Genomic DNA, 15,965 nt, shown 5'->3' on the forward strand with positions numbered 1-15,965 from the left:
AAAATACGATAAAAGCTCATCTCGTATAGGAATATATTTATGGAAAAAAAAGCCTTAATCGTCATTGATGTTCAAAATGACTTCTTACTAGGTGGAGCACTTGCCGTACCTCAAGGTGATGCTATTTTACCCGCCGTCAATAATCTCATAAATCATTTTCACCACGTTATCTTAACCCAAGACTGGCATCCCAAAAACCATTGCAGCTTTGCTTCCTGCTATCCTGAAAAAAAGCCCTATGATACAGTCATTCTTGACTATGGTCCTCAAATACTTTGGCCTGATCATTGCATACGAGGAACACAAGGAGCAGAATTCCATCCATCTCTTAGAGTAGAAAAGGCACAACTTATCCTTAGAAAAGGCTATAATCAAAAAATGGATAGCTATTCTGCTTTTCTTGAAAATGATCAAAAAACACCAACAGGTTTACATGTTTATCTCAAAGAACATGGTTTTACCAAGCTCATTATGTGTGGCTTAGCAACTGATTTTTGTGTCGGATTCTCTGCTCTTCACGCCATACAATACGGTTTTAAAGTCAGTGTTTCATTAAATGCTTGTGCTGGTATTGATGTAAACGGATCACTAAACACTATGCTTAAAACTATGAACGAAGCAGGGATAGAACTGTTAATGCTCTCCTAAAATATTCTTTTCTCATCTACCATTATAACATTCTGATTTATAATGAATAAATTTTTTTACCTATTTAAGTAAGGAACGAAAATATCGTAAAATTCTCTCATTTCAACCCTATTTCAACACCATTCTCTTAAAACATCACAAATAGGATTGATGTATGAATAAAAATCTTGCAAAAAAAACAGCCAAAAGGCTTCTTATGAATCATTAAATGCAAGAGCAGTTATGATACTGAAAGCTGGTAAAAAGTATAGCGTAAACTTGCACCTTATATTGAAGTCAAAAAGCCTCTATACGTCAAAAGTTATCCAAAAGATTATACATTATTTCCCTCATGGAGGGGAAATCGTGCAATGATCTCCTCTTTAAAACAAAAACATCAATAAGCAATAACATGGCATTTTTTGCACAAAAGACCTCTTTCTATTCAAAGATATGCGATAAACAAAAGTGTGAAAAAGGAAGAAATCTCCATTACTTAGATACAACATGTTTATCTAATTGACGATGCTTAAAACGAATCGAAGAATATAATGCCATTCCAATAATACAGACTCCCACAAGTCCTGTTAAAACTTCAGGAACCGATATAATCGTTTGCAGATACATAATCACTGCAAGAACTAGAATTGCATAAAAAGCACCATGCTCTAAATAACGATAATGCAATAATGTTCCTGATTCAACCAACATAATTGTCATAGAACGAACGTAAAATGCTCCGATACCAAGACCTATCGCAATAATAAAAAGGTTGTGTGAAAAGGCAAAAGCACCAACCACGCCATCGAAAGAAAAACTAGCATCAAGAACTTCTAAATAAAGAAACGCCCCTACTCCCCCGTGAGCTACTGTTGTTAAAGTCTTTTGAGGAGTATCCAAGAGATGACCGACAACTTCAACACCGATAAAGGTCAAAAGTCCATAAAGTGCTGCTAATAAAAAAGTTATTTTATTTTCTGCGTCAATCTGAGCTGAAACAAATAAGATCAAAATCAAAACAATTGCAATATCAATTCCAACAAGCGCCCCAAACTTTTGAGCAGATCTCTCTATAACATTAAGCCAATGCACTTCTTTTTCAGAATCAAAAAAATATTTTAAGCCAACCATCATAAGGAAAGTTCCTCCAAAAGCAGCAATCCCCATATGCGCATCGGTTAAAACTTCAGCATATCGATGTGGTTCCCATATCGCTAATTTGACTGCCGCAATTGGATTAATCCCAACAGCAACGACAACCACCAATAATGGAAAAACAATTCTCATCCCAAATACAGCTATCAAAATACCCCATATAAGAAAACGACGACGCCACAATGGACTCATTCTACTAAGAACACGCGCATTGATAATAGAATTATCAAAAGATAAAGAAATTTCCAAAATTCCTAAAACAAAGCAAATAAAAAAATATTTAAGAAAACCAGTAATACTTTCCGTTTCAAACCAACCAATAACCCCTCCTAAAAAGACACCAATAATCGTGAAAAAAAAAGCAAACCCAAAATAGCGTAATAGGGACATGATCATTCCTCAAAGTTTATTTTCTACTTCATCTAAGCACACCCAGTACCAATCCAAAGTTTGCATCTCTTTAAAGTTGCATCTATTAATGCAGAGGTGTATAGAATATATATGGTAAAGTTACATGAAAATTCTCTCAAAAAAAGCAAGAGACAAATGTAGCAACAAGGAATTTTGTTTTGAAGTGAATATCAATTGTCAATACAATAAGTGCAAGATTGCTTTCTATCTACACAAATAAAAAAATAACAAGAAATTAAAGCTATAATATTGACATTATATCATAGAATATTAATACATAGTGTGCTTTTATTATTTAATGATTTATACCATGATGATTTACCGAGGGAGATAATTCGTGGCACGTCCTGAAACTGAATCAAAAACCATATTTGGAAAACGTTTACGTTATGTACGTCTTGCTTTAGGCGATCCATCGCGTGAAACCTTAGCTAAAAGTTTTAGCATGACAAAAAATTCCATTGCTTTTTATGAGCGTGGAGAGAGAGAACCCAATCTTAGTGTCTTACAAACATACCGCACGTTATATGGTGTCAATATTAATTGGCTTTTAACTGGACAAGGAAAAATGTTTGACACCGAATATACAAAAGGTGATTTTGACTGGAATTATTTTATTAAAAAAATCGAGGGACTGGAAGAAACACTTGCCGATAGTGATCGTAACGAAAAACTAAATCAAGAAAAAATCGACAGTTCTTATGAAAAATTGCAGCAATATTTGTCAAGACAAGGTTTATCAAATGGTTTTAACTCTAAAACTACAACCTCTCTTATCGATATGAAAGCTAAAATGGCCAATTCTTATACCCTTAGCTTATTCATTGATTTACTCATTCGAAGCGTATCCCAAAAAGAGGTTATAGCTAATCAATAAACGTCTATTTCAAAAGAAAAAGCAAGAAATGATTAAACACCAGTATGGAAAGAAGTATTTTTTTACTTTATCCGTGCTGGTGAAGTTTTATATAATTTATAAACTTTATTTCTGTAACGACAGAAAAATATTTGCGTTGTAAATGAAAGTATAGTGTCTTTAAATTAAAAAAAATAATTTTATAGTATAAAATTCTCATTCATATCTTATTGACAATAAATTTTTTCTTGTTAAAAGAATAATAGCTCTCATAGAAATTATTTTTTAAGGTCAGAAAATTTAAGGGGAATATATTGACGACTTCCTAGAGAGACATACATTAATGTTTACAAGCGGATTAGTTAAATATTTATCCTGAAAATTATCAGCTATTTTATGAGGTGGGAAGCATGTATTTTGAGGTGTTTCAAGGAGTTCACAATCAATGGTACTGGCGTTTAATCTCAGGAGATGCACAAAAAATTGCTTTTTCTAGTAAAGGTTATCCAACAAAACAAGATATCCTAATCAATATTGAGCAAATAAAAGAAATTACACATAAGGCTCTTATTAGAGAACTACAGTCCTAACGTTCTTTAACATTAAAACAAGCGTTTATTTTGTATAATGGTATGGTAGTTACTTTTGTGATAAATGAAAAGTGATTGATTTGCCCTCAATGAGAGGAAGTTTTTGTATTATTTCTGACACTCACAAAGAACATTCATATTCTTACAGATTATATGTTTATTTTCAATCATACTCAAATCTCTATAGCCTTTATCAAAAAGAAAATCTCTTAAGTGTTGTATTTTTCATAAAAAATAAACGCACATGAAGAGAAGATAAATCATCAATGAGAAATATATTTACTCTAAAAGATATTAATATCTTTTACGTTCATATTCCTCTTCTGTATCTGATAATCATAACTGACTTACCCATTTCATCTTCATAAAAAGCAAATATCTCTTTCTTTCTATTATCATGCAATTTTTTATACCTATTAGCTGAAACTATCGTAGCATTTATACCTTACATCTAAAAAGAACGTGCAAAACTGTTTCCAGCAATAATATAAAATTGCTGGATTGTATAGACGCGCTTTTTAATAACTAGCCTACCTATAAACTGGTTTATCATCATAAACTCTTATTTTATGATCAACGACGCTCTGTCTTATAACCTTAAATGTTGTCATAAAATCAGAGTAAACTTGAATATTCTCTTCCAATACAATCTCTCCATCAGCACCATAATTGGCTTCATTAAAGTTTATCTCTCTCGTCATTCCAATCTTCCTAACACATTTCCAAACCCTTTAATGCAAAATATGAATACAATCACTCTTTATCATCTTCAGATTTAAGCATTTTTTTATATTTCTTTTCATTTTTTTCATATTGCTTAATTTGTTTTTTCAGTTTTTCAATTGCTTGGTCGCGTCTTTTAATCACCATACTTTGCTCTCTAATAGCCCTATCTCGTTCTTCAGTCATCTTCATAGAATCTCTTAAAAACTCATGCTTTATTCTTCTAGATTCCTCTTTTAAAATTTTCACTTGACTGCGATAATATAAAGAAAATCGAAATATAACCCCGCTGCACAACAAAACAACAATCATTGCTCCCAATAAAATTTCGTTTACACTCATTTGGATCTCCCTTAATTGTCGCTCAAGTGATGATCTTGACCAATTTGTTTCATCCTCAATCAAAAAAAGAATGCAATAAATTGCATGTTCCAAGTGTGAACAATCACTCTCGGCGTTCTTATTTTCTCCATTAAAGCATTGATAAATGACGCAAACAAATCTCTGAAAGCGGCTAAATCTACACTCACACCAATTATTTGCGACACATTTATTGACACAAAATACAAAAAATAAGGAACGTCAAATAAAACTAACGACGCAATCCAATCATACAAGCCTTGCCCAAATCGTTCCTATCTTCCTTTTTTACGCCATGTGGAATGCGGCTATATATGAAAGTTTTTCATTATTACAAAAATCTTCAGTGTCACAAAGCACAGCATTTCTGTAAAATTTTGCCTTCCCACAAATCTTTACATCACCACAAACTAAAGCATCATTATAAACTCGAGCCTTTCTAAAATCACGAGTATCACCACAAAATTCAATACATTGAGCATTCAAAACTTGATCAAAAAAGACCGCATTAGCATAAACATATGCATCTCCACTCATATTCAAATAACGATAAAGTTCTTATTTTTCATAAACATGCGAACTCTTACGAACGACTAAACAACCATATGTTAATGCATTGTTATCAATAACAATATCATTATAAACACAGACTTCATTATAAACCGCAGCATCATAAAAACACATTCATCCCCATAAGGGCATTGATCGAATGTACAATTCTACCAAACAACCACCTTTGTGGATCAGATTACCTTCCTGTTTAATAAAATATCCAAGATCACTTTTTTGATATTTCCCATTTTTTTACGCATATATACGATATACCATCTGATAGTGATCTAATTTATTACAATAAAGAAGAAATCAGTATTCTTTGTCTATGCAATTTACATTTTTTCTACAGCCATTATCCTATCTCTTAAGGCTCTAAAGCTTCGTTATATTCACACACTACCCCAACATCAGAATTTTTTTTACAAATTCTGATGTTGGGGTATATCTTGATTTATAATGCTGCTACGTATACTATCATAGTGAAATCTCATAAACATACGAGTGTGTATCGCCCTTTCTGGTATACACATTTACTTTTTCACAACCGTGGAACTAAGCAACCATTTTTATTGATTCGAATCTGAAAGTGTATGGGGACATTTTGTTATTAGTTAAAAACAACTCTATATGCTTCCTTAGCGAAGAGCTACACATGGATATTTTCACGCTCCTTGTATCATATATTCTGGATTCGCAACGCAATATTAACGCTATAGCGTAAATATGTAAAGGTCTAAAAATGACAAAGACTGAAAAAGATTGGTTCCAACGCTTAGTTGAATTGATAAAAAGTGACGGACGAACAATGATTGAAATAAGCAGAGCTGCAGGCTGTGGACAAAATTACGTCCAACAAATGATAAATGGAGGCAAGAGGCCTTCTGTAGATAAACTCATGGCTATTTTGAATACACTGGGAAATGCTAGTGCCATATATGTAATAACTGGTTTCAACATCTCCGATGAAGACTTAAAACTCATAACTTTGATTTCGTCTGGAGATAAAAAGAAGATTGAAGCCTTAAATGTTCTGTTGAATGAGCAGAATCTGTAGCATTTTCTACTTTATCCAATATCGCTTGCTTTTGAGACGTCGATAAAGACTCCCATTTCACAATAATATCAGATAAAGTTGTTTCAAATTTTTTATCATTCTTCATAGTCATACTCCATGTAGTCACACTATATAACGCTAAAGCGTTTAAAATATATCTCATACCTTAGAAAAAAATATTTGCAATAGGCAGTATGGAAGCAATTGTGTACAAACTTATTTTACAAAATCAGATGAAGTTCTATTAGTCATGTACCATGGTGAAACAGAAAGCATCACACGATCCAGACCTTCTTATGAAAATTGGTATAATCTATCAAAAACGCGAATAATGTTACGCAGATCTTGCGATTCGGACCAATAAAAACTAATGTGAAAATATCCCTGAAGACACTCCTGAACTCTATATAAGAGAACACGAAAAAGCTTTTTTGAAAAAAATACATCACAATTTATTCTACATAGCACCATCTATGTTTTTTTAACAATATTGCAAAGCGAGAATATAACAATGTTATAGGAATAAATTCTTATAAACAGAGCCACACTACCTAAAACTCTGTAACACATTTACAGGTAACCTCCCCTCTAAACGCACCTTGTAAATACTAATATAAGTCTCTATCATAAGCAAAAATGATACTATCAAAAAAATAAAACGAATCACCACGCACAATCTTTGTACGTAAATTTTATACAGATTTACAACAAGAGAGAAATTCCCTTATGCAAATGAAGAATTATATTTTAAAAGTATGGCTTTGAAGAAGAAGTATACTTTTCCAAAAAAACACCCTCCCTGCCAATAATTTTTCATAAGAGAAAAAACTCATAATAAAGATAAAACTCTCTATACGATCAATACGAGAAAAATGTTAGCAATACAAAAAAGTGCTAGGGTTACCGCAATATTGCCAATTCCTTATCAGAGTAAAATCAAAAAAGACATCTGCTCTTCAATAATAATTCGGATCACATGAAAACTCTATAATTTAAACATTAAGCAAAAAATACACAAAAACAGAAAATGGCATTTTAACAAATTTTCCAATATCATAGAAAACATTTCTTACAGAATAATAAAATGCTTATTACAATAGAATCTGGATGATGCAAAGCGATAGAAACAATCACTCAATTGACTTTTCAAAGAACAATTAATAAAATTCTTTTCAGAAAACACGCCACCGTCACTATGAGCAATATTTCTCAAGATATTAAATAGAATTCCTTTCTTGGGAAAAAGAAAATATCAACAAATGTTATCATCGTTGCCCCCATGATACATATGAATGCCCATAGATCACATTCTCTTATACACTAACCTTTCATCACAATGATGCTATTCGAACATCTAAAAGACATTAACATCACTTAGAAAAAAGCAAATTTACACTAAATGTTTTTTGAGCCATTTGTTCTGAACAGGTACAATCTTTAAAATTGGTTTTATTGAGGTCTGTTTATTTGCAGAACAAGTATAAATAAACTTATCCAATGAAGCTTTTAGCCTTCTATTTTATGAAGAACACCATATAGAAAAGTACAAAACAGTATATGAATTAAGAAAGTAAATAGCGACCCATATCAGTTAATCCAAATGCTAAAAGGTTGCAAATGAGAGAACTTCTTTGATGAGACTAAGAAAACATACCATCATATTAAAGCGACTGAGAGAAAAAACTGCAACAAACAACGACCAAAAGCTTCTAAAACAAACAGGAAAATAAATAAAAAACGAAAAAGGTAGAATCTCAAAACTTTTATATAAGCGATCCATTTTTCTATTGTACATTTCCCTATTGGTGGGCCCGGAGGGACTCGAACCCCCAACCAAGCGGTTATGAGCCGCTGGCTCTAACCAATTGAGCTACAGGCCCTAAATAGGTTGTTTCTCTCTAAACTAAAATGCCCTATGATACAAGAGCTGACAAAGATTATAACCCATCTTTTTCTCTTTTCTATTGGTTTTTTTTTCAGTGCTCTAATTTCTTTACAAAAACTCTTAAAAATGAGAGAATAATTAACTGACAAATATAAAGGTATAGATATGATAGAAAAGAAAATTCAACCACTGAAGAGTTCTCTGGTTAAAACAGTTATATTAGCATTTACACTCTTAGCCACATCGTTGACTGTACGTGCTTATGCTGAAGAAAATAAAATGAAAAATGCAACGATTACAGTGACAGCAATCGGAGAAAGTCAAGCAGCACCGGATATGGCCATTATTAATCTAGCCGTTGTTACCTATGACAAAACTGCCCAAAAGGCATTAGCTTCCAATAATCAATCCATCAATGATATTATAAACGCTTTTAAAAACAATGGCATCCAAGCAAATGATTTGCAAACATCAGGCTTATCCATTTATCAGTCGATCTCTGATAAACACCACGAAAAAAAGAATAATGAAAAACTCTATCATGTTTCAAATTCTTTAACCGTGCGCATTCGTGATCTTACCAATGCTGGTAAAATCTTTGATCAAGCGATGACACTAGGTGTTAATTCAGTTAACGGCATTACTTTTACCAACGCAGATACAAAACCATTTTATCAAGAAGCACGTAAAAAAGCCATTACTGAAGCCATTGAAAAAGCGCAAACGATAGCGCAAGCAGCCGATTTAAAATTAGGAAAAATTATTGAAATCAATGAAAAGGATGATTACTATCACCCAACACCACGTCTCATGAGTAGAGCAGCAGATGTAAGCTACGCAAATACAAATTTTGCAGGTGGTGAATTAAATTATAACGTGAGCGTCACTGTAGTCTTTGCGATCGATTAAGTCACAAACAAGTTGTATAAAAAATCACATTACTGGCCTTCACGTAGAAGACCAGTAATGTGATAAAGATAATCTTCCTCAGATAATAATTCGTCTTCGTAAATCTCTATTTGTCCGCGTGCAGAAATATGCGCTGTATGTACCGTCTGACAATCCCCTGATACCAATGGATGCCACCAATGAAGATCTTTTCCCTCATAAATTAATCTATAAGCACAACTTTCTGGGAGCCAACGCGCTGTTTTAACTGTCGTAATGTCTAGCGATATACAATCTGGTACAATTGATTTACGATGAGCATAATCTCGACACCTGCAGGTTTCCCCATCTAAAAGACGACAAGCAATACTGGTTGCATAAAGGTCACCCGTATCATCGTCCTCAACTTTATGGAGACAACAACAGCCACAGCCATCACAAAGGCTCTCCCACTCAGAAATGGAAATCTCTTCTAATTTTTTTACTTTCCAAAAGGGAAGTTCTCCACTCATAAACTCAGACACACCTTTTTTAATTAAGACGATCTATAAAAAATGAAACGTTTAATTTCTATAATTTTATCTATTTCTGTCTCTTAAAAAGATTCAACTCAATGTATACTTTAAACCATGTTCTTAAAAGCTATCTGAATAAAAAGAGAATATTCAAAAATAGCGCATATAAATGAACATAACCTATTGAAACATCTCTTTGTAAACTTAACGAAGAATAAAATGCGTCACCTAAAATGATAGAAAAATTCCGCAAAGAACATACATTTTTCATCAAAAAGTCCGTATGTTGCAATATAAGTTTACTCCTAACAGATCTCATTTCTTAAAAACGAGCCGCGCTATACGCAAGGTAATGTTTTTATCGTTCATTTCTTGAAAGCCCCCTACTCTCTACTCCATAACCACCCTTTGCCCTATATCTATTCTTTTGAGAAAGAGAAGTATAAAGCCCCAAAGCTAAGAAAAACATTAAACATCGAAAACTTTCTAGATTGTTCAAATTCTTCCTATGTTTTTCTCAAAAAAGTATCCAAGTACAACATGAAGCACCTCCCCCCTTCATTAGGAAGAAAGAGGGAGTTATTAAAATGCACACGAATTCTTTTATTTAAGAATCGAGAAAACTGCGCAATTTTCGTGAACGGCTAGGATGTTTTAATTTACGAAGTGCCTTTGCTTCAATCTGACGAATACGCTCTCTTGTAACTGAGAACTGCTGTCCCACTTCTTCCAATGTGTGATCGGTATTCATCCCTATTCCAAAACGCATCCGCAAAACACGTTCTTCTCGTGGTGTTAATGAAGCAAGAACGCGTGTTGTCGTATCTCGCAGATTAGCTTGGATAGCTGCATCAATTGGTAATAACGCATTCCTATCCTCAATAAAATCACCCAAATGGGAATCATCTTCATCACCAACAGGCGTTTCGAGAGAAATAGGTTCTTTTGCAATTTTAAGAACTTTTCGTACTTTTTCTAACGGCATAGAAAGCTTGCTAGATAATTCTTCTGGTGTTGGTTCTCGTCCAATTTCATGGAGAATCTGACGCGAGGTACGAACGATTTTATTAATTGTTTCAATCATATGAACAGGAATACGAATTGTACGTGCCTGATCAGCAATTGAACGTGTAATAGCTTGACGAATCCACCATGTTGCATAAGTTGAAAATTTGTAGCCGCGCCGATATTCAAACTTATCCACAGCCTTCATCAAACCGATATTGCCCTCTTGAATAAGATCAAGAAACTGCAAACCACGATTGGTGTATTTTTTTGCAATTGAAATGACAAGACGCAAATTAGATTCTACCATCTCTTTTTTCGCAATTGTTGATTCGCGTTCACCTTTCTGCACCTGCATAACAATCCGACGAAATTCACCAATCGAAATAGCCGTTTCTTGCGCAAGATTTTGTATTTCACTTCGCAGTTTTTGGATTTCTTTTGCTTCACGCACCGAAAACTCTTTCCAACCAGGTGTAGGCAAAGCAGAAATATAATTCATCCAATCCGCGTCCAATTCACGCCCTTGGTATTCTTTTAAAAAGTCCTCATGGCCAATGCCATAGCTATTGGCAATCCGTTTCAGCTTACCTTCATTATGAATCAATCTCTTATTAATGTCATAAAGCTGTTCAACCAAAGCTTCGATACGATTTTGGTTTAAAGAAAGGGATTTTACTGCTTGAATCAACTCACCCTTTAATTGAATATATTTCTTCTTCTGAGAAGATGTAAGAGCCCCCTCTTTACGCTCTGCCAAACTGCTTTCAACATGCTGATCTTGTAATTTTCGTAATTTCACATAGGTTTGAGCAATAAAATCCAATGTTTCCATAACTTGAGGACAAAGTTCATTTTCCATTGCAGCAAGCGATAAGTTAACATCGTCCTCGTCCTCTTCATCATCGTCTTCAATGTTTCTCTCTCCTGCGCTCTCCCCCATATTACGTATACCAGAAGACATTTTTTCTTCTACTGTCTTATCAACTTCACTTCGCTCAATAACAGGAGCCTGCTTTGCTTCTGGACCAGCATAAGTCGTTTCAAGATCAATAATTTCACGAAGAAGAATACGCTGCTCTTTTAACTCGTCACGCCAGATAATAAGAGCCTGAAAAGTCAAAGGACTCTCACAAAGTCCTGCAATCATTGTCTCACGCCCTGCTTCAATACGCTTAGCAATGGCAATTTCGCCTTCCCGCGAAAGAAGCTCAACAGCTCCCATCTCACGCAAATACATACGCACCGGATCATCCGTACGATCTGTTACTTCGCGTTTATTCGTTGTCGTTGCAATTGCGTGGCTAGAGGCTTCTACTAAATCACCCCCCTCTACCGTAACTTCTTCTTCATAATTTTCAGACTCGACTTCATCCTCATCATCCACAACATTAACCCCCATCTCAGAGAACATCGCCAAGATATCTTCAATTTGTTCGGATGTAACCTCGTCAGAAGGAAGAACAGCATTGAGTTCATCCATTGTTACGTAACCATTTTTTTTGGCAAGTTTAATCATTTTCTTGATGGCATCATCAGAAAAATCAAGAAGAGGACTATCCAAACTCGCTTGGTTTGTTACTTCTGCATTATCTTTCTGTTTAACCTTTGTTGCCATACCATAACTCCACTCGATCACTTCATAGTTTCCATGTAACCATAGTTTCCATGTGACCAGTTTTTTTTGTTCTCACTAAAATCTACCAATAGTTACTCATATATACTTCCTGTTAAGAGATTACCATTGGAAAGAATACATTTTGTATACGCCCTGACATCCAGACAAACTTGACATCCAGACAAAAACGCGGGAAAACTCCAGAAGTTTCCCCGACACCTCTCAGCCCTTCTGAGATAATCTCTGCACCCTATCGTAAGAACCAATTTCCCGCTTTTCCTAAAATTTACCCGCTTTTCCTAAAATTTACCCGCTTTTCCTAAAATTTAATTGTCATCTTTATAAAAATGTCACTCCACATAAACTTCCTCATCTAAAATTTAAGTGACTGATTCGCATTAAAAAAGCGAATCATTTTATCGTATCTTGTGTATTCCCGTCTATTTTTTCATCCAACCAACTTCCAAATCCTTCAATTAACGCTTCTGTTGCCTGCATCTGCTCCAGCTCATTTTTTACCTCACGAAGCAGATCAAAAACCTCACTCTTAGGATTTTCTACAAGTTGCTCTTCAATATCCTGTAACCTCTTATGTAGGTGGTGTTCTTGAAGATGCAAGTAGACAGCTTGTTTTAATATAGCACGCGCATCTTCTATAGGGGCTCCACCAGGAATAATACGCATACCAATATTTTGCACAAGATGTTTCATACGCTCTAACAGAGCCTTTTGCCCTCTTTTTTCTAAGAACGCAACCATCGTCTCTTTATCATGAAGCTGTTGGTCCCCAAGAATTTCCAACATAGCTTGATGAAAAATTATCAATTGAGTATTTTTTAATTCTAACTCAGAAAGAATTTCAAAATTTTCATACCACAACTCAGGATAGTAAGCTAAAGTAAGTAAAATCACTGCTTCACGCAAAGGGATAGATTGCGAAGAATTTCGTACTATTTCAGAATTTGCTAACAGAGAAAAGGTTTGATCTTTAAAGGTCCTATTTGGTGAAGATTGACCATATCGCCCTTCCCCCCTTTTTTTCGAAAAAGAGGGACGAAAAAAATCAAAAAGGCGTTTTTTTACATCTTGCAAATAATAACGACGGACATCTTCATCCTTAATCGTAAAAATTTGTTGTTTTAGTTGTTTTTCTAGCGCTGCTCGTGCCTCTGGAATTTCAAAATGCTTTCCATAGGTAGCACGCCACCATAAAAGCTCACTCAAAGGAATAGCTTTTTGCAAAAAAGAAGAAAAAAGCTGTGCTCCACCAGCACAAACAATTTCATCAGGATCTTTCCCTTGTGGCAACAAAACAAAGCGTACACAAACCCCAGCCTTTAAAAGAGGCAACACACGATCAGCAACACGAAAAGCAGCTTTTAAACCAGCATCATCACCATCAAAACACAAAATAGGCTCCTTCCCCATCTGCCATAAAAGCTCAATTTGCGCTTCCGTTAATGCTGTCCCTAAGGGCGCTACAACTCCTTCAAAACCAGCTTTAGTCAATGCAATGACATCCATATACCCCTCAACAACAAGAAGTGAATGAATTTTTTCATCGCCAACAAAGCGACTATTTTTGCGAGCTGCTGCCGCGTTATAAAGTATATTTCCTTTATGAAACAGCACTGTTTCAGGGCTATTGAGATATTTTGCTCGTGTCTCTTTCTCTAATGCACGCCCTCCGAAAGCCACCACACGTCCGCGCAAATCTTCGATAGGAAACATAATGCGATTTCTAAATCGGTCATAAGAATCTGCGCTCTCCTCATGCACTGAGAGAAGCCCACATTCTTCCATTTGCTTTATTGAAATGCCCCGTGCACTCAAAGCTTCTTTCAAAGCTGTACGCCTTACCGGTGCAAAACCAATGCGGAAACGCTCTACAAGCTCTGGTGTAACACCACGTGCATCCAGATAACGACGTGCTTGCGTACCTTCTTTATCGCGTAAATTATATTGAAAAAAATCTGTAGCAATTTTCATCACATCATAAAGGTCAGCTTTTTCCAGTTGACGTTTATGACTTTGTGAATCCAAAATAGGGAGTTTTATTCCCGCAAAATCAGCCAAACGCTCTACACTTTCTGAAAAGTGCAATCCATCAAGCTCACACAAAAAGGTAAAAATATCTCCACTTACACCACAACCAAAACAATAATAGCGCCCTTTATGATCATCACAATGAAAACTTGGCGTTTTTTCACCATGAAATGGACAACAACACCAAAAGTCTCCCCGTGAAGGCTTACTTTTTCGAGGATCAAAATCCACCCGTTGCCCAATCACTGTTGAAATTGGGAGTCTCGTACGCAATTCATTAAGGAAATCGGGCGGAAAACGCATTATCTCTCACAGAGTTTGAAAATTCTTTTTTGCATATTTAACGACTTTAGAGCATAATTCCAATACTTCCTCTTAAGCAGTTGTAAAATTTTAAACCCTCAACTGCATATATTTTTAGAAATGGAGAATAAAAAGTGATCGAATTTATTGCTCAATATCCGTGGTTAGAGGCTATTTCTTGGCTTGTTATTCTTACTATAGCTGCCCTTTTAGTGAACTTTCTAGGACGAAAATTACTTATTCACGGAGCAAAAAAACTCTCTTCTTTTCTCCCCAAAAATACAACGATCGATATTAATAATGCTATTCAATACATAGCGGATATCATTTCAGCTTTTATTCTTTCAATTGGTGTTAATTTTATCTCAACATTGCCCGATGCATTTAGCACTGTCATCAGTAATGTTGCCAACGCCTTCATTATCTTCTTTGTCGTCCTGACAATTTCTTCCTGTCTCAATGTCATTAACATCCTTTACGAACAACGACCAACAGCACGACTAAAACCAATAAAAGGTTATATTCAAATTGCTAAAATTGCACTTTTTGCTGTTGCAACAATTTTAATGGTCGCTACATTGATTGACCGTTCCCCTCTTATTCTCTTCTCCGGTCTTGGTGCAATGGCCGCGGTTCTCATGTTAATTTTTCAAGATACGCTTCTTTCTCTCGTTGCCGGTATTCAAATTTCATCCACTGATATGGTTCGTGTTGGGGATTGGATTGAAATCCCCAATCTCGGTGCCGATGGTGATGTTATTGAAATTGCCTTGCATACTGTTAAAGTTCAAAATTTCGACAACACCATCACCTCAGTTCCTATCCGTAAACTTGTGACCGACCCTTTTAAAAATTGGCGTGGAATGCAAGAATCGGGTGGCAGACGCATCAAACGCTCCCTTTTTATTGATCAATCAAGTATCCATTTTCTCACAAAAGAAGAACAAAAATATCTTTCCCGATTTAATTTATTAGAAAGTTATTTCACGCAAAAAGTAGAAGAAATCGAACAATGGAACGCTCAATTAGATAAAAATCATGATGTCTTAGCCAATACGCGCCGTTTAACCAACATTGGAACTTTTCGTGCTTATGTTTTTGCTTATCTACAACAGCATCTAAACATCAACCCTAATATGACCCTCATGGCACGGCAATTACCTCCTACAGAAAATGGTTTACCCTTAGAAATCTATTGCTTTACGAACACCACCGTTTGGATCGACTATGAACAAATTCAAGGCGATATCTTTGATCACCTTTATTCCATTCTGCCCTGTTTCGGTCTAAAGGTTTTTCAAAATCCAAGCGGTTATGATTTTAATCAAGTATTAAAAGCAAAAGTGAAATAAAAACAATAAACTTCAATTTATT

At 35.0% G+C, this 15,965-nt stretch carries 15 protein-coding genes and 1 tRNA gene; 6 read left to right on the forward strand and 10 right to left on the reverse strand.

The genetic code is table 11. The annotated features are described in order from the left end of the window. The first annotated feature begins 39 nt into the window (after positions 1-39). On the forward strand, positions 40-648 hold the full coding sequence (pncA, locus tag ACFINK_RS04570; protein WP_375638342.1) for a bifunctional nicotinamidase/pyrazinamidase: 609 nt from the start codon (positions 40-42) through the stop codon (positions 646-648). Between the two features lie 471 nt (positions 649-1,119). Here pncA and ACFINK_RS04575 read toward each other — a convergent pair whose 3' ends face one another. After that, positions 1,120-2,172 (reverse strand): DUF475 domain-containing protein, encoded by a 1,053-nt coding sequence (locus ACFINK_RS04575; RefSeq protein WP_375628804.1) that lies wholly within the window; start codon positions 2,170-2,172, stop codon positions 1,120-1,122. Between the two features lie 358 nt (positions 2,173-2,530). Here ACFINK_RS04575 and ACFINK_RS04580 point away from each other — a divergent pair, with 358 nt between their 5' ends. Beyond that, on the forward strand, positions 2,531-3,070 hold the full coding sequence (locus tag ACFINK_RS04580; RefSeq protein WP_375628802.1) for a helix-turn-helix domain-containing protein: 540 nt from the start codon (positions 2,531-2,533) through the stop codon (positions 3,068-3,070). A 389-nt stretch (positions 3,071-3,459) separates the two neighbouring features. After that, positions 3,460-3,639 carry a YegP family protein gene (locus ACFINK_RS04585; RefSeq protein WP_142416545.1) on the forward strand — a complete coding sequence of 60 codons (180 nt, stop codon included), beginning with the start codon at positions 3,460-3,462 and terminating at the stop codon, positions 3,637-3,639. Between the two features lie 530 nt (positions 3,640-4,169). Here ACFINK_RS04585 and ACFINK_RS04590 read toward each other — a convergent pair. The 4 genes from ACFINK_RS04590 to ACFINK_RS04605 form a co-directional block, all read right to left on the reverse strand. Further along, positions 4,170-4,340, reverse strand: a complete 171-nt coding sequence (locus ACFINK_RS04590) for a hypothetical protein (RefSeq protein ID WP_375613355.1) — start codon at positions 4,338-4,340, stop codon at positions 4,170-4,172. Positions 4,341-4,392: 52 nt separating this feature from the next. Then, positions 4,393-4,704, reverse strand: coding sequence for a hypothetical protein (locus ACFINK_RS04595; protein ID WP_375613354.1), 312 nt, complete (start codon positions 4,702-4,704; stop codon positions 4,393-4,395). A gap of 306 nt (positions 4,705-5,010) precedes the next feature. After that, complete coding sequence (locus ACFINK_RS04600; protein ID WP_375613353.1) at positions 5,011-5,259, reverse strand: hypothetical protein; 249 nt, start codon at positions 5,257-5,259, stop codon at positions 5,011-5,013. Between the two features lie 21 nt (positions 5,260-5,280). After that, the gene (locus tag ACFINK_RS04605; protein WP_375613352.1) at positions 5,281-5,406 is read right to left on the reverse strand and encodes a hypothetical protein; all 126 of its coding nucleotides are present in this window, start codon (positions 5,404-5,406) and stop codon (positions 5,281-5,283) included. 610 nt (positions 5,407-6,016) lie between these two features. Between ACFINK_RS04605 and ACFINK_RS04610 the strand changes: the two genes are divergently transcribed. Then, complete coding sequence (locus ACFINK_RS04610; protein ID WP_007347852.1) at positions 6,017-6,331, forward strand: helix-turn-helix domain-containing protein; 315 nt, start codon at positions 6,017-6,019, stop codon at positions 6,329-6,331. Here the strand turns inward: ACFINK_RS04610 and ACFINK_RS04615 are convergent. Both ACFINK_RS04615 and ACFINK_RS04620 read right to left on the reverse strand, forming a co-directional pair. After that, complete coding sequence (locus ACFINK_RS04615) at positions 6,255-6,437, reverse strand: hypothetical protein (RefSeq protein ID WP_375611974.1); 183 nt, start codon at positions 6,435-6,437, stop codon at positions 6,255-6,257. The two genes, ACFINK_RS04610 and ACFINK_RS04615, sit on opposite strands and share 77 nt — an antisense overlap. 1,697 nt (positions 6,438-8,134) lie before the next feature. Continuing rightward, positions 8,135-8,211 (reverse strand) — tRNA-Ile (locus ACFINK_RS04620). A gap of 170 nt (positions 8,212-8,381) precedes the next feature. Here ACFINK_RS04620 and ACFINK_RS04625 point away from each other — a divergent pair. Continuing rightward, the gene (locus ACFINK_RS04625; protein ID WP_375638343.1) at positions 8,382-9,125 is read left to right on the forward strand and encodes an SIMPL domain-containing protein; all 744 of its coding nucleotides are present in this window, start codon (positions 8,382-8,384) and stop codon (positions 9,123-9,125) included. Positions 9,126-9,154: 29 nt separating this feature from the next. Here the strand turns inward: ACFINK_RS04625 and ACFINK_RS04630 are convergent, their stop codons facing one another. From ACFINK_RS04630 to dnaG, 3 genes are all read right to left on the reverse strand, one after another. Then, a complete protein-coding gene (locus ACFINK_RS04630; RefSeq protein WP_375628795.1) occupies positions 9,155-9,616 on the reverse strand; it encodes a YcgN family cysteine cluster protein in 462 nt (153 codons plus the stop codon). Between the two features lie 610 nt (positions 9,617-10,226). Next, the gene (rpoD, locus tag ACFINK_RS04635) at positions 10,227-12,242 is read right to left on the reverse strand and encodes an RNA polymerase sigma factor RpoD (protein ID WP_375613401.1); all 2,016 of its coding nucleotides are present in this window, start codon (positions 12,240-12,242) and stop codon (positions 10,227-10,229) included. A 411-nt stretch (positions 12,243-12,653) separates the two neighbouring features. Next, complete coding sequence (gene dnaG / locus ACFINK_RS04640) at positions 12,654-14,591, reverse strand: DNA primase (protein ID WP_375613349.1); 1,938 nt, start codon at positions 14,589-14,591, stop codon at positions 12,654-12,656. A gap of 134 nt (positions 14,592-14,725) precedes the next feature. Here dnaG and ACFINK_RS04645 point away from each other — a divergent pair, with 134 nt between their 5' ends. Then, positions 14,726-15,943 (forward strand): mechanosensitive ion channel family protein, encoded by a 1,218-nt coding sequence (locus ACFINK_RS04645; protein WP_375638344.1) that lies wholly within the window; start codon positions 14,726-14,728, stop codon positions 15,941-15,943. The last annotated feature ends 22 nt before the right edge of the window (positions 15,944-15,965 follow it).

The sequence above is a fragment of the Bartonella sp. AA16NXGY genome (assembly GCF_042197325.1).
Classification (GTDB): domain Bacteria; phylum Pseudomonadota; class Alphaproteobacteria; order Rhizobiales; family Rhizobiaceae; genus Bartonella.